Origin of the sequence: Myxococcus sp. SDU36 (assembly GCF_030168875.1) — a bacterium.
Classification (GTDB): domain Bacteria; phylum Myxococcota; class Myxococcia; order Myxococcales; family Myxococcaceae; genus Myxococcus; species Myxococcus vastator.
Genome location: NZ_CP077414.1, coordinates 921,766 through 942,484, shown reverse-complemented (window position 1 = coordinate 942,484; position 20,719 = coordinate 921,766). Strand labels below are relative to the sequence as shown.

The 20,719-nt window shown below is 69.5% G+C and carries 13 protein-coding genes and 1 pseudogene; 4 read left to right on the top strand and 10 right to left on the bottom strand.

The genetic code is table 11. The annotated features are described in order from the left end of the window. Positions 1-59: 59 nt before the first annotated feature. From KGD87_RS03810 to KGD87_RS03780, 7 genes are all read right to left on the bottom strand, one after another. The gene (locus KGD87_RS03810) at positions 60-1,331 is read right to left on the bottom strand and encodes a hypothetical protein (RefSeq protein ID WP_284666191.1); all 1,272 of its coding nucleotides are present in this window, start codon (positions 1,329-1,331) and stop codon (positions 60-62) included. Between the two features lie 207 nt (positions 1,332-1,538). Beyond that, positions 1,539-2,756 (bottom strand): DUF7305 domain-containing protein, encoded by a 1,218-nt coding sequence (locus KGD87_RS03805; RefSeq protein ID WP_284666190.1) that lies wholly within the window; start codon positions 2,754-2,756, stop codon positions 1,539-1,541. After that, positions 2,753-3,625: a tetratricopeptide repeat protein gene (locus KGD87_RS03800; protein WP_284666189.1), complete on the bottom strand. Its 873-nt coding sequence runs from the start codon at positions 3,623-3,625 to the stop codon at positions 2,753-2,755. The genes KGD87_RS03805 and KGD87_RS03800 overlap by 4 nt, the downstream gene beginning before the upstream one ends. Beyond that, positions 3,622-4,110: an RNA polymerase sigma factor gene (locus KGD87_RS03795; RefSeq protein ID WP_350101398.1), complete on the bottom strand. Its 489-nt coding sequence runs from the start codon at positions 4,108-4,110 to the stop codon at positions 3,622-3,624. The genes KGD87_RS03800 and KGD87_RS03795 overlap by 4 nt, the downstream gene beginning before the upstream one ends. A 149-nt stretch (positions 4,111-4,259) precedes the next feature. Continuing rightward, positions 4,260-5,459 carry a hypothetical protein gene (locus tag KGD87_RS03790; RefSeq protein WP_284666188.1) on the bottom strand — a complete coding sequence of 400 codons (1,200 nt, stop codon included), beginning with the start codon at positions 5,457-5,459 and terminating at the stop codon, positions 4,260-4,262. 86 nt (positions 5,460-5,545) lie between these two features. Continuing rightward, entirely contained in the window at positions 5,546-7,345 is a 1,800-nt protein-coding gene (locus tag KGD87_RS03785) for a glycosyl hydrolase family 18 protein (RefSeq protein ID WP_284666187.1), read from the bottom strand. A 155-nt stretch (positions 7,346-7,500) separates the two neighbouring features. After that, complete coding sequence (locus KGD87_RS03780; protein ID WP_284666186.1) at positions 7,501-7,842, bottom strand: (2Fe-2S) ferredoxin domain-containing protein; 342 nt, start codon at positions 7,840-7,842, stop codon at positions 7,501-7,503. A 605-nt stretch (positions 7,843-8,447) separates the two neighbouring features. Here KGD87_RS03780 and KGD87_RS03775 point away from each other — a divergent pair. Further along, positions 8,448-11,228, top strand: a complete 2,781-nt coding sequence (locus KGD87_RS03775; protein ID WP_284666185.1) for a vitamin B12-dependent ribonucleotide reductase — start codon at positions 8,448-8,450, stop codon at positions 11,226-11,228. Positions 11,229-11,315: 87 nt separating this feature from the next. Here KGD87_RS03775 and KGD87_RS03770 read toward each other — a convergent pair whose 3' ends face one another. Further along, complete coding sequence (locus KGD87_RS03770) at positions 11,316-12,485, bottom strand: general secretion pathway protein GspE (RefSeq protein WP_284666184.1); 1,170 nt, start codon at positions 12,483-12,485, stop codon at positions 11,316-11,318. A gap of 735 nt (positions 12,486-13,220) precedes the next feature. Between KGD87_RS03770 and KGD87_RS03765 the strand changes: the two genes are divergently transcribed. Beyond that, positions 13,221-13,346 carry a hypothetical protein gene (locus KGD87_RS03765; RefSeq protein ID WP_284666183.1) on the top strand — a complete coding sequence of 42 codons (126 nt, stop codon included), beginning with the start codon at positions 13,221-13,223 and terminating at the stop codon, positions 13,344-13,346. A gap of 2,443 nt (positions 13,347-15,789) precedes the next feature. Beyond that, positions 15,790-16,407, top strand: a complete 618-nt coding sequence (locus KGD87_RS03760) for a hypothetical protein (protein ID WP_284666182.1) — start codon at positions 15,790-15,792, stop codon at positions 16,405-16,407. 50 nt (positions 16,408-16,457) lie between these two features. On the opposite strand, the pseudogene KGD87_RS37025 reads toward KGD87_RS03760, so the two are convergent. Further along, a pseudogene (locus tag KGD87_RS37025) lies at positions 16,458-16,823 on the bottom strand (GspE/PulE/PilB domain-containing protein); the annotation flags it as partial. A 311-nt stretch (positions 16,824-17,134) separates the two neighbouring features. Here KGD87_RS37025 and KGD87_RS03755 point away from each other — a divergent pair. Further along, positions 17,135-19,063: a serine protease gene (locus tag KGD87_RS03755; RefSeq protein ID WP_284666181.1), complete on the top strand. Its 1,929-nt coding sequence runs from the start codon at positions 17,135-17,137 to the stop codon at positions 19,061-19,063. Between the two features lie 68 nt (positions 19,064-19,131). On the opposite strand, the gene wbaP is transcribed toward KGD87_RS03755, so the two are convergent. Further along, entirely contained in the window at positions 19,132-20,526 is a 1,395-nt protein-coding gene (gene wbaP, locus KGD87_RS03750) for an undecaprenyl-phosphate galactose phosphotransferase WbaP (RefSeq protein ID WP_163787169.1), read from the bottom strand. Positions 20,527-20,719 lie beyond the last annotated feature (193 nt).

Genomic DNA, 20,719 nt, shown 5'->3' with positions numbered 1-20,719 from the left:
AGCACGCGGCCTGACGGCAGTGGTCCGCGTAGTGGCCAGCCCTGGCGTGCCCGCCCTCGCTACCGCGTGAGCGTCAGGGGGGGAACGTCCTTCACCTGCGCCTGGTGCGTCACCCGCGTGCCCAGGATGTAGTGCGGCTCAGCGGGGTCATAGATGAATTGGGCGGCGTAGGCAGTGAAGAACCTGTCAGCCCCGTAGGCGACGTCCGGCAGGTACTGCTCTGGCAGCTCATCGTAGGAGATGGGGAAGCCCGAGCCGTCCCACACGTCACCTTCCTCGTCCCAACGCGCCCCCCACACGCTGTGAGGACCGTCGCGCGTGTCGTCCCAGACGACCAGGGACTTGTCATTGTGGTGGGCGATGCGCGGCACTGTCTGCGCCCCTGCCGCGGTGGAGATGGGGATGCCGGCGGGGTCCTTCACGGTGCCCTTCGAATTCACGCGCGCGCCGTAGATGTCCGGGTTCCCATTCCGGTCATCGGACCAGACCACCTGGTAGCTCTTGCCCGTCCACTCCACGTCGGGCGTCGACTGGGCGCCCTCCGCCGTGGAGATGGGGAAGCCGTTGCCGTCCAGGATGGTGCCGTCCTCCTTCACCCTGTTGCCGTAGATGTCCGCGTCCTCCGGGCCCTCGCCGTGCTCGTCGGACCAGACAACCAGGAACGTCTTCTTGCTGTTGTTCCAGGTCGACGACGCGTCATACGCGGAGTTGGAGGAGGCGCTGAGCGTCCGGTCGGCCGTTGCGAGGACGACGCCATCCTTCGTCACCCGCGTGAAGTAGATAACCGGAAAGTCACCGAAGATGGTGTACGTCACCAGGCAGATTTTCGGAGAGCAGGCGACGCGCACCGGGCCGAAGGACTCGCCCGTCTGGATGGCGCGGAACACCGGGCCCACCACGGTGCCATCCGGCTTCACGCGCACGCCGTCGACACCGTCCCGGGACTCCCAGACGACGAAGAAGTGCTTTCCGTTGAAGGCGATGGCCGGTCGGACTCCAGGCTCGTCGCTGATGTTGATGCGGAGACCCTCCGTGTCGAGCACAGTGCCGTCTTGCTTCACCCGGGTGCCGTAGATGCCGCCGGTCCGCACGTCGGTCCAGACGGCGAAGTACTTGCCACCACCGTACGCGACCGCCGGGCCGAAGCGCGCCACCGCGGCTGGCGCGGGGTAGCCACGAGGAGCCTCGAGCCCAGCCTCGGTGCTCGCGGACGCCTCCGCCGTCATGTCCTCCACTCCGACCTGCGCTTCCTGTTCCGGCGCCACCCCGCAGCCAGCCACCACGGCCCCGAACAGCAGCCCGGCGATGCCGGCCTTCACTTCCCGCCTCATGTGCAGCCTCCCCTTCGCGAACAGCGGCGCAAAGCTGGGGACCTGCACGCACGTCACCAGCCCCCCGTGGGGTGCAGTCCGGATAAGGCGGTGGACAGGAGCATCAAGCCGCCGCCCCTGCGCGCGCGATGCCGGACTCCGGGGCTCAAGGCCTTTGAACAACCGACGACTGCCTGGCACGGAGACGCAGGGCCAGTGGCGTGTGTCTCAGTCGTCCGAGCACTCGGCGCCCACATCGCGGATGTCTGCGTCATAGTGCAGGCGGAGCGGCCCGGAGGCCTCGACGGAACGGACGAACACGGAACCGAACACCTCCGCGCCCCCGCTCAGGCTGAGTGCGGCACGGGGCGCATAGAGATTGCCCGCGAGCGTGCTGCCCGCGGACAGCGCCAGCACGTTCGAGCCCGCGACGTACACGCGCACGCGTGAAGGCGTGGCGGTGGACCCCAGCGTGAGCGGTCCCGCCACCGCGACGGAGCCCCCCAGGAACAGGTCCAGCGCTCCGGGCGCCTGGACGTCCACCGACAGGCCTCCCCCCAGGTCGACGATGTCCTCCACGAAGAGCGCCGTGCGCGCGCGAATCGTGAGCGTGGCGCGGCCCGTCCCGGTGATGCGCGTCAGGTGGAAGCGGCCACATGGCAACTCCAGCGCACGTTCACCTTCGATGTCCTCCAGCGCCGTGGCGTCAAGGCCGATGGCCGCGTTGTCATTGTCGAACACGTGCCGTGCGATGAGCCCGGAGACATCCACCTGAAACGCCGCATCACACGCACAGGGGATGACTGGGTCCACGGGCTCGCGGCGGACCTCGGCCGCGTCCACCGGCCCCAGGACGTGGCCCGCTGGAACCGTGAGCACGCCACCGACGCTGAAGGCGGGCAACGCGACGTCACCGCGTACGCGGGCGTCCCCCACCACGGTGGCCGAGACGGGGTTGCCGGTAAGCGGCCCCCCGCAGTGCAGCGCCTCGCCCACGCGGAACGTCTGCCCGAGCCGGGCTCCTCCCGCGCCGCCAATACTCAGCGCACCTCCCACCGACACCGCGTCATTGGCCGTCAGCGCGCCATTCACCCCGACGTCGCCCCCCGCGCCTCCTGGCTGATACGTCCCCGCGGTGCCGCGAAAGGCATCCGTTTCGAAGGACGCGCCCAGGGCGAGCCCCTCGCAGGTGCACAGCGCGTGACGGAAGGTTCGTTCCGCCAGACGTCCACTGCACACCTGCGAATCGGTATCGGAATCCCCCACGACGACAGGAGGTCCGCGCCCCGCGCAGTACGTCTCCCAGTCCTCGGGCGGCCCGCCGGCATCCGCCGAGGAGCCCACCTGGCCTGCGTCCGGCGACTGGACCGTGGCCACCAGGTCTCCCCGCGTGCAGCCTCCCATCGAGGCCGCCAACAGCACAGCCAACGTCCATCGCCTGTTCATGGCGCGGTGAGCTCCCGAACGCGCGCACGGGCCGAGGGCACGAGCGGCGAATCCGGATGGATGGAGAGAAAGGACTCCAGCGCGCCGCGCTCCGCGTCCCGGTCGCCGAGTACACGGTACGCTTCGGCGATGCCATGCTGCGCTTCCTGGTCGAGCACACCACGCGGCTGGATGCGAAGCGCCGCCTTGAACTGACGCAGGGCGCCTCGCGCGTCCCCCAGGTGCTCCAGTCGAAGCGAGCCCGAGGCGACGCGCGCGACATAGGACGCGAGCGACGCGGGCTCGGCGCGGATGACGCGCAAGTAGAGCGCCTCGGCCTCCTTCCACCGCCCCTCCGAGCGGAGCCCATTGGCCTTGAGCAAGAGGTCTTCCGGTGCAGCCGACTTCACGGTGGCCGCTGGCGCTCGCGGACGCACCGGCTGGGATGCGACCTTGGCGACAGCGATGGGCGCGGCAGGCACCATTGGCGCTTCGGGCGGAGCCACTTCCGGGACGGCGTCCAACCGCGAGGGTGCCGCGTCCACCACCGCGCTGCCGCTCCGTCGTGACTCCGTGTTCAACCGCGGGGGCCCTGTCAGCGCAGGCGCTTCAGGCCGCGACGTCGACGACTGGCCCGGGCGTGTGAAGCTCCAGACCGCGGCGGCCGCGGCGCCCGCCACGAGGAGCGCGCCGGTCATCAACCACACGGGAGGCCGCTTGCCGCGTGGCCGGGGCGCGGGCCGTGACACCAACGCGCCTGCCTCCAGCGCGGACAGCACCATCTGCGCCGACCGCTCCCGGGAGATGCGAAGGGCCGGCCCCGCGCCTTCGTCCAACGGCAGGACCCGCGCGTTCAGGGCGTCATCTGCCTCTTCCCTGAAGTCACTCATCCGCGCTCCTCCCCTCCGTCACCCTCCGCGGACGCCAGCAAGCGCAGCGCCGTCCGCCCCAAGCGGAGCCGGCTGCGCACCGTCTCGAAGGGAATGCCCAGCTCCGTCGAAATCTCCGGCACGCTCAACTCCAGCACGTGATGCAACACCAGTGCATGCCGCTGCTCATTTGAAAGCCGATCCAGGAGTGTCACCATGTGCCGACGATGAACATACTCGTCCGGTAGGGCCTCCTCGGAGGGAACCGCGACCAGCTCCACCGGCGCGTCCGCGTGCTGGGCCTCCCGGCCTCGGGAGCGCTTCAGCCACGCGAACGTCGTCCGCGCGACCACCCGGTCCGCCCAGGACTGGAAGCGGCCCTCGGCGCGGTAGGAGGGCAGCCCTCGCACCAGGGCGATGAGCGCCTCCTGGGCGATGTCCTCCACGTCCCCATCTCCGCGCACCAGGTAGCGCACCAGGTTGCGAACCCGGGGGAGCAGCTCCATCAACAACGCCCCGGTTGCCTCGCGCTCGCCCTGAATGGCCGCCTGGATGCGAGGGTCTACCGCCGCACGACGTGGGTCTGCTGCGTGTGAGCCCGAGCTCCTCATTGCCGCCATGGAGGACGGCACCGGGCCATTCGGGTCATCCGCGCTCACAGAAAAACCACCATCGCCAACCCCAGCCGTGGGCGGACGGGCCAGCCCGCGCCGCGAGACACGAAGTTTCCGTCGATGGCGTAGCGAAGCTCGGGCCGGCCCAGGAGGACCTCCGCGGCCAGACTCGCCTCCAGGCCAACACGCGCCCCCATCCGCCACCGCGCGCGAAGCTCGGGGCCCATGAGCAGGGCCAGCATCGTGCCCGGTGGCGCCGCCTCCACCTCCTCCGTCAGCGCCTGCGTCCGGCGAGTGAAGACGACCGCCCCCACGCCGAGCCCGGCCTCCACGTCCAGTCGCTCCGACGCCGCCCAGGGAAGCCCCGCCCACACCGACGCCGCGTGCTGCCCCAACGTCAGCTCCGTGCGGGCATCGAGAAGCCGGGCCGGCACGCTGGCCAGGACTTGCGCGCGCAGCCGCCACCGGCCCGGCTGCACGCCAACGCCCAACACCAACCCCTGGTGCCCCATGCGCGTGTACCCATCCAGCGCGGCATGGGCCCCCAACGTGAGCCACAGCGGGCGCGCGGGGTGTGCCTCGACCGAAGCCAACGCCCGTCCCTCGCGAGGTGACGCCACGCCTTCCCGCGCGGAAGCCGAGCTCCCTTCCTCCGCGAGTGCAGCGGCCGCTCCCGGGGACGGGGACGTGGGCGGCCTCAACGTGGCCCCATCACGGGAGGCGGCCTCCCCGCTGCGACGCCCCACCGCGGTGTCGGTCTCCTCGCCGTTCAGGGCCAGTCGCGGCGGCGGCACCTCCACCACGTCACCGAGCGGCGCTCCGGCCTCCACCGCGCGCAGCGCGGAGCGCGCGGCCAGCGCCAGCGCCTCTGCCCCCGTGGACCACTCCAGCGAGCCTGGCGACTGCCCCAGCCGCGCGGCCCGGGTGAACAGACGCCGGCTGTCGAACTCGGCCACCTGGACGCGAACGTCGCTGCCCTCTCGCACGAACCAGAGGACGGCGCGGGCCTGGTGGCGCCCGGCCAGCCGCTCCGCCGCCAGCCATGGGCCCTCGCGAAATCCCCCGAGCGGCGCTCCGGAAGAGACCTCGAGCCGCACGGGCAGGTCGCTGCTCTGCCCCCGCACCCGCCCGAGCAAGGCGGTGTCCTCGTCGGACGCCACCCGGACGACGGCGGTCCACGGCTCGGCGGCCACGGAAGAGCTGGAGAGCGCCACCAGCAGGACGGCTGCCGCGAAGGACATGCGGCAAACCCTAACGCCATCACGCCGGGGAACAGAAGTCCCCCGGCGTATGGCTTCACGACACGCTCACAATGTCTGTCAGGTGCTCAGCGCAGCTTCCGTGCCAGCGCATCGAGCAGCGAGCCGTCATCACCGCTCAACTCCCAGAACATCGCTCCGCCCAGGTTCTTGTCCAGGATGTAGTCCGCCTTGGCGTTCATGCTCTGCACGTCGTCATACCCAATCCAGATGCCCGTGGACGGACTGTAGACGTAGGCCTGCTTCGCCTCCGGATGGAAGAACTTCGTGTAACCGGAACCGGCGCGCTCGTAGTTGGCCTTGATGTCCTTGAAGTCGAACACGCCCGTCAGGCCCGACGAGCCGTCATCCCAGGTGCCGCGCGTGGGCACGCCGCTCTGGAACAGGCCGTTGTTCACGTTGGGCACACCACCCCAGCCCCGGCCGTAGAAGGGCACGCCGACGACAATCTTCGCGGGCGGCACGCCCAACGCCAGCATCTTCCCCACCGAGCCATCCGTATAGAAGCCCGTGGCCGCGCCCGGGTCACCCGTGACGCGATTGAGCGCCGAGTGGAAGTTCACCGTGCTCTCGAAGGCGCCGTGGTAGTCGTAGGACATCACGTTGATCCAATCGAGCACGTCGGACAGCTTCTTCGTCTCCTGCTTGTTCTCCAGCAGGTCCGGCGAGGCGCCCGTGGCGATGGTGAGCAGGTACGGCTTGCCTGTCTGCGTGGTGACGGCGTTGAGCTGGCCGCGGAACTCCTGCATCAGCAGCGTGTAGTTCTGCTTGTCCGCGGGGCTGTTGCTGTTGCCCGGCAGGCCACCGCCCACGGGGTACTCCCAGTCGATGTCGATGCCGTCGAACACGCCCTCGCCGTTGACGGGGTCCACGCCGGGGTACTGGCCGCGGATGTAGAGGTCCACGCAGGACTTCACGAAGGCCGCGCGCGAGGCCGGCGAGGACGCCACGGTGGAGAAGTGCGTGGACCAGGACCAGCCGCCCACGGAGATGAGCAGCTTCAGGTGCGGGTGCTGCCGCTTCAGCTCCTTGAACGCGCGGAAGTTGCCGCGCAGCTGGCCCGGGTCCCACTCCCCCTGCCAGCCGCCGCCCTTGTCGATGTCCGCGTACGGGTCGCCGAGGACGCAGCGCCCGTCCCCGGAGATGTTGGAGAACGCGTAGTTGATGTGCGTGAGCTTGGACGGCTGCACGTTGGACACGTGGTAGTTGCGCGCGTAGATGCCCCACGCGGTGAAGTAGCCGACGATGCGCTTTCCTCCCGGCGGCGGCCCGCCCGGAATCTCCACGACGACGGTGAGCGTGGTTGTCCCCACGTTGCCCGCGGCGTCGTAGGCGCGCACCGCGTAGACATACGTGCCGTTCTGCTCCCAGCCGATGAAGGCCCGGCTGAACTGCGAGCCGGTGGCGACGACGGCGCCGTTCTCCAGAATCTCCACCCGCGTCACGCCCACGTCGTCCGTCGCCGTGGCCGTCAGGCTCAACGGCCCCGCGGCGATGATGCGCGAGGCGCTGGCGCTCAAGCCCACGGTGGGCGCGGTGACGTCCCCGCCCGTGCCCGCGTCCGTCCCCCCGCTGCCCGCATCCGGCTCACCACCGCCCGCGGGCCCCAGGTCCAACCACAGCGCGGCCACCGCCACCGGCGTCCAGTCCGCCTGGGACGTGTGCGCCTGCCGGCACTCATAGAGGCGCCCCTGATAGGTGACGCGCGTCCCCACGGAGTACGCGACGCCCACGGCCCACTCCGCGGCCAGCGCCGCCTCCTGGAACACCGTCATGTCCGGGACGTGGGACGACGGGACTTCGGAATCACAGCCAGCCACGGACAAGGCGGTGGCGATCAGGCCAGAGGCCCACCAACTGCGACGCATGCATGTGCTCCTCGCCGCGCTGGACATACGCCGGGCCCAAGTCCGGAGCAGGCCTGCCCCAGGCGTCCCAACGTCGGTTCCGCGCGGCTCCTCTGCGGGTTCACGCAGTCAGAGGCAGGCGTCGATTATTTCGGGTTAATGCCGATAAGCGCGCTTCAGGCCGGAGGCGGAGCCTTGCGGGAGAAGGGCATCAGCAGCCGCTCCACGGGGCGGCCTTCCAGGAGGTGCTGCTCGACGATGTCCTTCACGTCCTCCACCTTCACGCCGCCGTACCAGGTGCCTTCCGGGTAGACGACGACGGCGACACCGAAGCTGCACATGTCCAGGCACCCCGCCGCGTTGGCGCGCATGCGCCCCTTGAGGCCGCGCTTGTCGAGCTCCTCCTTGAAGGCGGCGCGGACCTCTTCCGCCCCCTTGGTGGCGCAACACCCCTTGGGATTTCCGTCCGGACGACGGTTGGTACAGACGAAGACGTGGCGCTGGTAGGGAGGAGCCATGTCCGCCTCCTAACGCGCGTCCAGGCCAAAATCGACGGCCTCGTTCACCAGCGGACCGCGCCCAGGGCGGATCCACCGCCCGTCGCGGATCAGCCCGGTTGCACCCACCCGAGTCGTGCACAGACTCACAGCAAACGTCTCCCAGTGATCACGCTTGCTTGGCTTGAAGTGACGCTACATGGCTCGCCATCTGGATTCAGGCACTGCAAAGCATGTGTTGCCAGGGCGGGCGCGGCCCTCTAGATCGGGCTCCCTCGCTGAACGCAGTAGCAGCAGGGCAGGCAGGCAGACACCGGACGCCCACTTCGCGGCCACACACAATTCGTGGTGGGTATGACTTTGACGGCTACCATTTGTTGTATCGATAGATTCATTGACGGAGGTGCTACAGGGGTCTATCCATGGCCTCGTCCGGCAGTCCGGCGGGCATCCCCCAAGCACAGCCGAGGGGCCGGGCGCGCCCCTGCTCCGTCGTCGCGAGTCCACTCCGAGATCACCCGCGCTTCGCGCCGGGCTGATCCATCGGATCCATCGGGATCTCGCGACGTTGGCGTTTCGCAAAATTTTGCATCAGAACTCATAGTGAATTCGTGGAGGGTGGCGACATGGATAAAGAGCTGAGCTCGAAGTCCACGGTGAATGGGAAGGAGCGGCGCGGCGGGCGCAAGGCGCGCGTGGCGGCGACGGGCTTGACGGTGGAGCGCTTCTTCACGACGCCGGGCGTGGACCCCGCGGATGAGCTGGCGTGGGAATACCGCAGCGCCAGCATCACCGGCGAGGATGGCAAGGCCGTCTTCGAGCAGAAGGACATCGAGGTGCCGAAGTCCTGGTCGATGCTGGCGACGAACGTCGTGGCGTCGAAGTACTTCCGCGGCACGCCGGGCACGCCGGAGCGTGAGACGAGCGTGCGCAAGCTGGTGGCGCGGGTGGTGGACACCCTCACCCGCTGGGGTGTGGAAGGTGGCTACTTCACGCGGGACGCGGACCGCGAGGCCTTCCACGCGGAGCTGACACACCTGCTGCTGCGCCAGAAGGCGTCCTTCAACTCGCCCGTGTGGTTCAACGTGGGCGTGGAGGCGCAGCCACAGTGCTCCGCGTGTTTCATCAACAGCGTGGAGGACAACATGGACTCCATCCTCACGCTGGCGCGCACGGAGGGCATGCTCTTCAAGTACGGCAGCGGCACGGGCAGCAACCTGTCCACCCTTCGCGGCAGCAAGGAGCTGCTGGCGGGCGGCGGCACCGCGTCCGGCCCGGTGTCCTTCATGCGCGGCTTTGACGCCTTCGCCGGCGTCATCAAGAGCGGCGGCAAGACGCGCCGCGCGGCGAAGATGGTCATCCTCAACGCCGAGCACCCGGACATCCTCGAGTTCATCCGCTGCAAGTTGGCCGAGGAGAAGAAGGCCTGGGCGCTCATCGAGGCCGGCTACGACGCGTCCTTCAACGGCGAGGCGTACGCGTCGGTGTTCTTCCAGAACTCGAACAACTCGGTGCGCGTCACCGACGCGTTCATGAAGGCGGTGGTGGATGACGCCACCTGGACGACGCGGTCGGTCCGAGACGGCCAGCCGCTGGACACCTACCGGGCGCGCGAGCTGTTCCGGGAGCTCTCCGAGGCCGCGCACCTGTGCGGTGACCCGGGCATGCAGTTCGACACCACGGTGAACAGCTGGCACACGTGTTCGGCGACGGCGCGCATCAACGCGTCCAATCCGTGCTCGGAGTACATGTTCCTGGACGACTCGGCCTGCAACCTGGCGTCCCTGAACCTGATGCACTTCCGCACCATCGACGGCGACTTCGACGTGACGGCGTTCCGCCACGCGGTCGACATCCTGCTGATGGCGCAGGAGATCATCGTCGGCAACTCGCGCTACCCCACCGAGCGCATCGAGAAGAACAGCCACGACTACCGGCCGCTGGGCCTGGGCTACGCCAACCTGGGCGCGCTGTTGATGGCGTCGGGCCTGCCGTATGACTCGCCCGCGGGCCGCAACTACGCGGGCGCCATCACCTCGCTGATGTGCGGCGAGGCCTACGCGATGAGCGCCCGCCTGGCGGAGAAGCAGGGCCCCTTCGCGGGCTACGCGAAGAACGCGGAGCCGATGCTGGGCGTCATCCGCAAGCACCGCAAGGCCGCGTACCACATCGCGCCAGAGGGCGTGAGCCAGGGCCTGTTCGCCGCGCAGAAGGACGCGTGGGACCGCGCGCTCGCGCTGGGGGAGGCGCACGGCTTCCGCAACAGCCAGGTGACGGTGCTGGCCCCCACGGGGACCATTGGCTTCATGATGGACTGCGACACCACCGGCATCGAGCCGGACATCGCGCTCATCAAGTACAAGAAGCTGGTGGGCGGCGGCATGCTGAAGATCGTCAACCAGACGGTGCCGCTGGCGCTGGAGAAGCTGGGCTACCCGCAGACGCAGTCCCAGGACATCATCAGCTACCTGGACAAGCAGGACACCATCGAGGGCGCGCCGCACCTGAAGCCCGAGCACCTGCCGGTGTTCGACTGCGCCTTCAAGCCGGCCCAGGGCGAGCGCAGCATCCACTGGATGGGCCACATCCAGATGATGGAGGCCTGCCAGCCGTTCCTCTCCGGCGCCATCTCCAAGACGGTGAACATGCCGTCGAACGCGACGGTGGAGGACATCGAGAAGGCCTACCTGGAGGCGTGGAAGCGCGGCCTCAAGGCCATCGCCGTGTACCGCGACGGGTGCAAGCGGACGCAGCCGTTGAACACGTCGAAGGACACGCGCGCCGCCAAGGCCACCGTGGCCCCCGAGCCCGCCCCCGCCGTCCAGCCGGAGCCCCGCGCGGTCCGCCGGCGTCTGCCGGACGAGCGCCGCTCCATCACGCACAAGTTCTCCATCGGCGGCCACGAGGGCTACCTGACGGTGGGCATGTACGAGGATGGCCTGCCGGGTGAGCTGTTCATCGTCATGGCGAAGGAAGGCTCGGTGGTGAGCGGGCTGATGGACAGCTTCGCCACCAGCGTGTCACTGGCGCTCCAGTACGGCGTGCCGCTGAAGGTGCTGGTCGACAAGCTCAGCCACACCCGCTTCGAGCCCAGCGGCTTCACCGGCAACCCGGCCATCCCCATCGCCAAGTCCATCACCGACTACATCTTCCGCTGGCTGGAGTTGAAGTTCCTGCCCAGCGAGGAAGAGCACGCGGTGCTGGGCCGGGTGGACGTGCAGCCGAAGCGGGAGGCCCTGCCCGCGCAGACGGCTCCGGTGCAGCGGTCCGGCTCCAGCTCATCAAAGGGGTCCACGTGGCTGAATCAGGCGGATGCTCCGCCGTGCCACACCTGCGGCGCCATCATGGTGCGCAGCGGTGCCTGCTACAAATGCGGCAACTGCGGTGCGACCAGCGGCTGTAGCTGAGCGCGCCGCGCCGTCCTTGAAGTGAAGAGGGCTCCGGAGCACCTGGCTCAGGAGCCCTTTTTTCGTCTCCCCGCCTCCGGCTCGGGCTCAGGCGCTCCGGGTGGGGAGACGGGAGAAGGCCTCGGAGGCCTTCTGCGCGATGCGCGTGAGTTCATCGAGCGCGGGCGCGGCGATGGGCTCCGCGCCAGGGTCCGCGACGATGAAGGCCACCGTCTGGCCCCGATTCCGGATGGCGATGACGGCCAGGTGCGAAGTGCCCTCCCCTCCCAGCGCGGCGAAGATGGCTTCGTCCTGGGGACATGCCGGTGCGTCGAAGACGCTGGCGCTCGGGGACGTCATCGCGGTGTGCAGCAGGGACGGCGCTTCAAGGTCGACCTTGAGCCCGGCGACCGCCGCGCTGTCACTGCCCGGGCCCCAGGCATGCCCCACCCGCGCGAGCCCGAGGCTCTCACCCAGGAGGAAGGCGCGCTGGAAGCGGCCCGCGCAGTACGCCAGCACCACCCTGCCGAGCGTGCCCTGGGTGTTCACGACGTCGAGCGCCGACAACACGTGCTCCGCCGTCACGGAAGGGCCCCCCACGGGCACCTCCGTGGACGCGCTGGCCGCCGCGGCCAGGAGCGTGGCGATGACCTCCGAAGGCTCCGCCGCCGTGGGCTGCCATGGCTGCTGGATGAAGTCCCACGCCGAGGCCAGGGGCACTTCCGTCGCGGCGGGGGCCGCGGCCGGGCCGTCGAGGTCCACCACGCGGTCCGCCCAGGTCGTCTCCGGGACGTGGCCGATGGAACCCGCGTCATCGCCGCCCTGCCAGCCCACGAACTCCCACGTCGACGCGAGCTGCATCGGCTCGTCGGACGCGCCGGACAGGTCGTCCAGTTCAATGGGCGCCCGGGGCGTGGGGGCGGCGGGTGGGGCCGCGAGTTCGGGTGACTCGGCGAAGGACGCGGGAGCGCCGTCATTCGAGGCGGGCTCCGTGGCGTCGAGGCTGGCCGCCGGGGCAACGGGTGTGGTGAGCAGGTCACCATGCTCCGCGACGACGAAGCCTCGTGCCTTGCGCGGCGCCAGGCTGTCCTGCGTTGGCGGCTCCTCATGCGTGCCTGTCGCAACATCCTCCGCCGTCGGGCCGGAGTCGCTGGCGCTGGCCGCCAGGTCCAGCTTGAGGCCGAAGGGCTGCGTCACCTCACCGAAGGGCAGCGCGGCCCGCTCGCCCGGGGATGGAACGGACTCGATGGACAGTGTTGGCTCGGTTGCCGCAGCCAACTCCGCGACTCCGTGAGACGACGCATCGCTCGGTGTCGCGGTGGCGTGGGAGTCCGTGGCAACTGCTTGAGCCGTGACCGGCATCGAATCCGCGGACTGTGCCGCTTCCGGAGCGCTGACGCCTCGTTCTCCACTTTCCACCGTTGCAGTGGCCTCCGTGCCACCCGGCGTTGCCACCTCCTCCGAAGCCGTCAGCACGACTTCGTTGGAGCTGGCATTCGTGAGGCTGCCGACCGGAGCGACATCATCGGACGACGCCGATACCACCGCGCTCACAGCTGGGGTCGAGGGCGCGTCTGCGGCTGGACGTGCATCAACGTCCGGCAAAGGAACCGCGGTGCCCTCCACATTCGTGGACGACGCAACGTGCGCACCCTCGAGTGCCACCACTGCCGCATCCACGGTTGCCTGGGGAGCCAGTGCCGTCGACGACTCGCCGTCGGCGGACGCTTCGGGTGCCGCATCAATCACACCGGCAGCAGGCGGCTCGGTGCCAACCGGACGCGTGTCACTCGAACCATCGGCGACATCCGGCGCGCCAGCAGCGACAGCATGTGCATCCGAGGTCGAAGTGTCCGCGGTGATCGCAGCAGGCGGCTCAACGCTCTCACTTGCCACGCCGGAGTCATTCGGCTGGGCAGTCACGAAGCTCGCGGCCGAGGCCTCGACGTTCGCACCTGGACCAACGGAGTCGTCCGGCTGTGCCGAGACGGCATCGGCCGCCGAGGTGGCCACGTGCGCATTCGCATCACCGGCAACTTCCTGCGCGGAGGAAGCTGCACCCGCCGCCGAGTCATCGACGCTCGATGTGGCGACAATGGCTGCTTCCGCGTCAGCGGCAACCGCGCCTGCTACCGCTGACTCGACAGCGACATTCGGTTCGTCGTGAATGGGACTGGCCGCCGGTTCCTCGGCCCGAGCTCCTGTTACATCCGCGGCCTCCAGCACAATGGGAGTGGCGCCGATTGCCTGAGCCTCGGAAGTCGCAGTTGCCTCAACGGTGACAACTGGCACGGACTCAGCGGCATCGACTGCAGTGACATCAACGACCGCGGCAACCGCAGTGTCCGACGAAACCGCGGCGGCTTCGGTTGCGACACCACCCGATTCCACACCGACGTCTGCGGCCGTCACTCCAGCGGCTTCGCTCGCGACGCCACCCGATGCCGTACCGACGCCCTCTGCCGTCACCTCAGTGGCTTCGTCAACCGCCTGCGGCCCACCTGCCGCGTCGGTGGCGATGACTGGCTCAACCACGTTCGTGGCATCCGTCCGGTTTGCCGTCTCGGGGGCCACCTCCACGTCCACCGACGACGCACCTTCGACCGCGACAGGGGTCGCCAACACCACGTCGGAAGCCGCGACGGCAACGGCATCCACGTCCAACACCCCTTCAGCGTCCGAGGGCAACGCCTGCGCAGGAGTTCCACTCGCGTCGACGGCAGACAGCACGTGCTCTTGAACCGATGCCTCAGCAGGGATGCCCCCCCGTTGTGGCACCACGCCGAGTTCGTTGGAGTCTTCTCGCGCTTCAGACGCGAAGGGCGCGGGTGCGACACCGTGCCCGCGAGGAACCGCAGGCGACATTCCGGGAGGAACCGGCACTCGGCTTGAATCAAGGTCTTGCGCCGGGACGTCACCGCTCGGCGCCGACGTCCCCAGGGCTTGCTCGAGGTGGAACGGACGTTCCGTTCCATCCGCGGCGGCCGAGGACGGGGCAGTGTGTGCTTCCGCTGGAGGAGTCTCGGCTGGCTCGTCGGTCCGCGGAGCTTCCGCAACGGCATTGCCAGGGACTGGCATTTCCGCTTCCACGGGCCGTGCATCCCCCGGTGACGCGGGAGGCGGCATCGCTCCGGGAGGCGTCATTTCCGTTGAGAGCTGCGACGGCATGCCCGCTGGATGCGCAGCGACCACGCCTGAAGGCGGCGTCGGGAACGCATGCGCGGGCGGTCCACTCATGGGGCCCAGCGCCATGCTCGGCGTGGGTGCGCCCTGCAGGGGCACAGGCGGGCCACCGACGGACGAAGGTACGGGCAGCGTGCCCGGAGGCGTCTGTTCGTGAGGCAAGTGCGCATGAGGCTGCACTGGCCCGGCGACAGACCGAGCCCCAGCAGTCATCTCCGGAGGCAATGCTCCGTGAGGCACGGGCGCTTGGGGCATCCCGTGCGCAGGCGGAGGCTGTGCGCCCGCCATTCCTGGTGGCATCGACCCCCGAGGCACGGGCGCCTGGGGCCTCCCGTGCGAGGACGGAGGCGGAGCGCCCACCATTCCTGGTGGCATCGCCCCACGAGGCACCGGAGCTTGTGGAGCCCCGTGCGCAGGCGGAGGCGGAGCGCCCACCATTCCTGGTGGCATCGCCCCGTGAGCCCCCGGCACCGCAGGCAGTCCCGGAGACGACGGCGGACGCGCTCCCATCATCCCCGGAGGCACCGGCCCGTGAGGCCCAGGCAGGCCAGGTGCAGGAGGCCGGGCTCCCATCATCCCCGCAGGCACCGGTCCATGCGGCCCTGGCAATCCGGGCGGGGGCGGAGGCCGTGCGCCCATCATCCCCGGAGGCACCGGTCCCCCATGAGGTCCGGGCATCGTAGGCAGCCCCGGCGACGACGGGGGTCGTGCGCCCACCATCCCCGGACGCACCGGCCCATGAGGCCCCGGGACCGCGGGCAGCCCCGTCATGGATGGCGGGCGATGTCCCATCCCCCCGGGAGGAACGGGCCCGTGTGGCCCGGGCGCGGCGGGCAGCCCCGACGCGGACGGAGGCCGCTGCCCCATCATCCCGGGAGGCACCGGCCCATGAGGCCCCGGCACTGCCGGGCCCCCCGTCATGGATGGAGGCCGAGCGCCCACCATGCCTGGCGGCACCTGACCGTGTGACCCAGGAACCGCGGGCAGGCCCGGCGCGGACGGCGGGCGATGTCCCATCATCCCTGGAGGTGCGGACATCCCTCCGGGCGCGGACGGCGGGCGATGTCCCATCACCCCTGGAGGTGCGGACATCCCTCCGGACGCGGACGACGGCACTGCGCCCACCATGCCCGGAGGTCCCGCCACCGCCTGAAGCCCAGGAGACGACGGAGGCCGAGCCCCCATCGTCCCCGGAGGCACTGGAGCCCCCGAGGGCCGCGCGAGCATCCCAGGCGGAACCCCCATTCCCTCGCCCGCCCCCGAAGCCCCCCGAGCCGGCAGCACGGGCTCCGAAGAAGCGACGCCCATCGATGGAACCGGAGGCCGCGTCGCCACACCCTGCCGCGACGCCAATCCAGGCGGCTGCGTCCCCCCACCGGCGCCCGGCGGAGCCACCGGCATGGCCGAGGCCGCGGCGACTCCCGGCGCGGGAGCACCCTCGAAGCCCTCGGGCACAGCGGCCACGTCCTCGACGACGTCGCCCTCCTCCAGCACCTCCCCATCCTCCAGGAGGTCAATCTCCTCCGCGGGCTCCGGCTCCATCGCGAACGGAGGCGGCGCGACGGCACGCGGCGTCTCCGTCGGCGTGAGTCGCGGCGGCGAGGCAGGCCGCGCGCTGCCACCCACGGGCGTCAGCGTCGGAGGCACGGGCACCTCGGGCGTCACCACCCGCATCCCGCCGTCCTCGCCGAAATCAATCATCGCCACCGGTGGCGCGGGCGGCGGCAGCTGGTCCGACGGATGCGCGCTCCCCGACACGGCCGGCGCCCACCGGACCGAGCCGGAATCCTCGGGCTCCGTGTCCGGGTCATCGCCGCTCAAGTACTGCCCGGGCGCGAGCCCACCGAACATTCCTTCCGCCTCGGACTCCGCTCGCACGGGCGCGGGAGGCGGCGGCGTCATGCTCAGCGCGGCGGGCGTCGAAGAGACCTCCACGGGCAGCGCCGCGGCCCCGGTCCGCTTCGGGCGCTTCGTCGAGCTCATCTGGATGAAGCGCATCTCGCGCTTGATGCCGTAACGAAGCTCCTGGAACTGGAACAGCCGCAGCTCCGGCGCGACGTACGGAACGATGCGCAGGCCGGTGATGAACCCCAGCGCATCCGCGTGCTCGATTTCCAGCGGGCTGGCCATGGCCACCTTGAGCCGCCGGCCCTCTTGCGCCAACGGGAAGGCCTGGTGCTTCTCCGCCATCGCCGCGGGGAGCAGTTGCAGCACCGCTTCCGGCGCCGCCTCGAAGTCCGCTTCCTGCGCCACCGGGTAGCGGAACAGCTCCCCCAGCACCATGGCCAGGGTGTCGATGTCGAGGATGTCCAGCTCGACAAGGTTGGAGCCCAACCTTCCGCCGTAGATGAGCTGGGCCCGAAGGGCTTCGTCGAGCTGCGCCTGCGTGATGAGGCCCTTGCGGACCAGGATCGCTCCGAGCTTTTCGGCCATGTCCGCCCGATTCTAGACGCCTTCTCAGCGGCTGAGACGCCCCTCCCGTCGCCTGGCCCCTGCATGCCAGCCAGGCCGCACGAGCGGCGCCACACGCACCTGCTCCGAGTGAAACCAGGCCCCCGGCTCGAGGCCCACGCCCCCACACACCCCGCCGCGCCAGCCGGAGCGTCACTTGCCGTGAAAAGAGAAATCTCCAGCCACGCTGCGCCTGCCCCGGAACCCATGGCCGTTACAGAGAATTGTCAGTTTTACCGGGTATAAATGGGAGTGCAGTCAGCTCCGCAAGAGCTTCACTCCCAGGAGAATCGATGAAACGCATCCCACTCGCATGTCTCGTCACTGCGCTGGCCACGGGGGCGCCGTCGGCGCTGGCCTCCGATGAGGTCTGCCAGCAGGAAGAGGTCTCCTCTTCGTCACAGCGGCTCACGAAGGTGGGCGAGGACGTCTTCCGCCGCTTCGAGACGACCCACCCCTACGCCACCACGCAGCTTCGCGCCTCCGACGGCCCCATCCACACGGACGTCATCACCCACCCCGGCGCGGCGTACATCGCGCCCCACTTCGAGCGGCTCGACCTGGAGGAAGGCGACTTCGTCGTGGTGCGCGCGCCAGACAACTCCCGGTCGTGGCGCTACGACAACTCGCACCCGGGCGCGCGCAGTGGCTTCTGGGGCATCCACATCGCCGGTGACACGGCCATCATCGAGCTGCACAGCCACGACAGCGTCAACCGCCGCGGCATCCTCAACAAGCACGGTTACTCCATCGACCGGTTCGCGCGGGGCTACTCCAACGAGGAGATGGGCCTGTCGGGCGACAAGGCCCTGTGCGGCGCGGACGACACGCAGTGGGCCCCCTGCTACGCCTCCAGCGACCCCACCATTTACGGCCGCGCCCGTCCGGTGGCGCGCCTGCTCATCAACGGCTCCGGCGCCTGCACGGGCTGGCTCGTGGGCAGCCAGGGCCACCTGATGACCAACCAGCACTGCGTCGGCACGGCGAGCGAGGCGCAGAACACCCACTACGAGTTCATGGCGGAGGGCGCGAGCTGTTCGACGAGCTGCGCGAGCTGGTTCGGCTGCCCGGGCACCGTCATCCCGGGCGGCACGCTGGTGAAGGTGGACGCGCCGCGTGACTACGCGCTCATCCAGCTGTCCCAGAACCCGGTGAACACCTACGGCTACCTCCAGCTGCGCTCCTCCGGCGCCGTGGTGGACGAGCGCATCTACCTGCCGCAGCACCCGGCCGGCCACGGCAAGAAGATCGCCGTGCGCTCCACGCATGCCCGGGACGAGTCCGGCTTCGCGGAAATCTACAGCCGCAACGAGGCCTCCTGCCAGTCCGGTGGCCCCAACGACATCGGCTACTACGCGGACACGCAGGGCGGCTCCTCCGGCTCGCCCGTCATCGGCCACTCGGACAACCTGGTGGTGGCCCTGCACCACTGCGCCAACTGCCCCAACCGCGGCGTGCCCATTGAAGCGGTCATCAGCCACCTGGGCACCAGCCTGCCCCAGTGCGCGCTGCCCGCCGCCGGCTGCCCCGACACCGGCGGCAACGGCGAGCCGCCGCCCCCGCCGCCCCCGCCCCCGGAGAACTCGTACGACTACAGCGCCAGCAACACCAACAGCGCACAGCAGAACACCACCAACCGCACCATCGCGCTGACGGCCGGCCAGACGCTCACCGTCGCGACGTGTGGCCTCACGGGGACGCAGTTGACCGGTGATACGTGGCTGCGCCTGCGCAACCCCGCGGGCACCGAGGTGGCCTCCAACGACGACGCCTGCGGTGGCCGCGGCTCCAGCATCACCTTCACCGCCACCACCGCCGGCAACCACGAGGTCCGCGCCGGCTGCTACTCCAGCGGGAGCTGCACGGGCCGCGTCGTCTGGGAAATCACCGGCGGCTCCGGCGGCCCCACCAGCGGCAGCTTCAGCTACAGCGGCACCAACACCAACAGCGCGCAGCAGAACACCACCAACCGCGACGTCACCATCGCCGCGGGCAAGAGCATCACCGTGGCCACCTGCGGCGTGACGGGCGCGGCCTTCACGGGCGACACCTACCTGCGCCTCTTCAACGGCGCCACGCAGGCGGCCGCCAACGACGACGCCTGCGGTGGCCGGGGCTCCAGCCTGACGTACACCTCACCCACGGCCACCACCCTGCAGCTTCGCGCGGGCTGCTACTCCAGCGGGAGCTGCACCGGCACCGTGGTGTGGAACATCCAGTAGTCACCCCGAGGCGGCGTTGAACCCCCGGGCCCGGGCCGTGGCAAGCGCCACCGCCCGGGCTCGCGGCGTCAGTAGGCGTTCTTCGACAGGAAGCCGCCCAGCGCCGTGCGCACGAGAATCTTCAGGTCCATCAGCAGCGACCAGTTCTCGATGTAGTACAGGTCGTACTCGATGCGCTTCTCGATGCACGTCTGGCCGCGCAGGCCATTGATTTGCGCCCAGCCGGTGATGCCCGCCTTCACCTTGTGCCGCAGGTGGTAGCGCGGAATCTGCCGCTTGAACTCCTCGATGAAGACGGGGCGCTCCGGGCGCGGGCCCACCAGGCTCATGTCACCGCGCAGGACGTTGAAAAACTGAGGGAGCTCGTCCAGCGAGTACTTCCGCAGGAACGTGCCAATCACCGTGCGCCGCGGGTCATCCGGGCGGGCCATCATCGCGCCGCTGTGCTCGGCGTCGATGCGCATGGTGCGGAACTTGAGGATGGGGAAGGTGCGCCCATCCATGCCCATGCGCTCCTGGCGGTACAGCATGGGCCCGCGGCTGGTGAGCCGCACCGCCAGCGCGGTGGCCGCCATGAGCGGCGAGGTGATGAGGATGGCCAGCAGGGAGAAGAGGATGTCGAAGGCCCGCTTGGCCACCCGACTCCAGCCCTCCATCGGGTCGCCCTGGAGGCGGATGATGGGCAGCCCGCCGAACTCCTCCAGGCCGCCATAGAGCGTGATGTACTGGTACAGGTCCGGCACCACGCGCACGTCCACGGTGCGCAGGGTCAGCTTGTCCATCAGCCCCTTGACCTGGGCGTGCCCCTCCAGCGGCAGCGCGAGGATGACCTGGTCCACCGGCTCGGCGTCCAGCACCTCGTTCACCTGGTCCACGTGCCCGATGATGCGCACGCCACCCACGTACTGGCCCACCTTCTCCTGGCGCAGCGTGAGCACGCCCGTCACCCGGAAGCCCAGCTCGCGGTGGTGCTCCACCGTCTCGATGACCCGCTGCCCCAGGTCCCCCGCGCCGATGACGAGGATGGACTTGAGGTTGTGGCCCCGGCGCCGGATTTCACTCACCAGATAGCGAGTCACCAGCCGGCTGCACGTCACCAGCGCGAAGGCATAGACGATGAAGATGACCAGCGTGAGCCGCGAGTAGCGCTCGCGCACGAAGTACGTCACCGCCACCAGGATGAGCGCCGCGGTGATGGTGGACTTGAAGACCTCGAAGACCTCGCCCGTGTTCGTCCGGGAGCGGTTGGTGCCGTACAGGCGTGACTGGTGGAACGTCACCGGGAAGATGACGAGCACCATCAGCAGCGAGAAGAACGAGTCCGTCCAGGGAGGTATCCCCTCCGTGACGGGCACGATGCCGGAGAAACGTGTGGCGTACGCGAGGACGAAGGCCAGCGCGAGCATCACCATGTCGGCGACGACTTTGATGGACGTGTAGAAACGCTGGAGACGACTGAACACCGCAGTACTCCTGTGGCGTAATCAACGGGTGGCCACCCCTGTGCAAGACTCGCGCCCTCTTCAGACGGACACGCGTTTTGCCCATCACCGTTTGATAGCCGCGCTTGCTAGCACGAAAAAATTCGTGAAAACAATGGGTTGCGGCGACCCCTCCCCCACCGCCGGGAGCGGCCTCCACCTGCTGCTCACAAAA

What these genes read in the sequence shown, in the direction of transcription:
- KGD87_RS03810 (WP_284666191.1), bottom strand. Translation starts at nt 1,331, where the DNA reads ATGAGGCGGGAAGTGAAGGCCGGCATCGCCGGGCTGCTGTTCGGGGCC.
- KGD87_RS03805 (WP_284666190.1), bottom strand. Translation starts at nt 2,756, where the DNA reads ATGAACAGGCGATGGACGTTGGCTGTGCTGTTGGCGGCCTCGATGGGA.
- KGD87_RS03800 (WP_284666189.1), bottom strand. Translation starts at nt 3,625, where the DNA reads ATGAGTGACTTCAGGGAAGAGGCAGATGACGCCCTGAACGCGCGGGTC.
- KGD87_RS03795 (WP_350101398.1), bottom strand. Translation starts at nt 4,110, where the DNA reads ATGGAGCTGCTCCCCCGGGTTCGCAACCTGGTGCGCTACCTGGTGCGC.
- KGD87_RS03790 (WP_284666188.1), bottom strand. Translation starts at nt 5,459, where the DNA reads ATGTCCTTCGCGGCAGCCGTCCTGCTGGTGGCGCTCTCCAGCTCTTCC.
- KGD87_RS03785 (WP_284666187.1), bottom strand. Translation starts at nt 7,345, where the DNA reads ATGCGTCGCAGTTGGTGGGCCTCTGGCCTGATCGCCACCGCCTTGTCC.
- KGD87_RS03780 (WP_284666186.1), bottom strand. Translation starts at nt 7,842, where the DNA reads ATGGCTCCTCCCTACCAGCGCCACGTCTTCGTCTGTACCAACCGTCGT.
- KGD87_RS03775 (WP_284666185.1), top strand. Translation starts at nt 8,448, where the DNA reads ATGGATAAAGAGCTGAGCTCGAAGTCCACGGTGAATGGGAAGGAGCGG.
- KGD87_RS03760 (WP_284666182.1), top strand. Translation starts at nt 15,790, where the DNA reads ATGGCCGAGGCCGCGGCGACTCCCGGCGCGGGAGCACCCTCGAAGCCC.
- KGD87_RS03755 (WP_284666181.1), top strand. Translation starts at nt 17,135, where the DNA reads ATGAAACGCATCCCACTCGCATGTCTCGTCACTGCGCTGGCCACGGGG.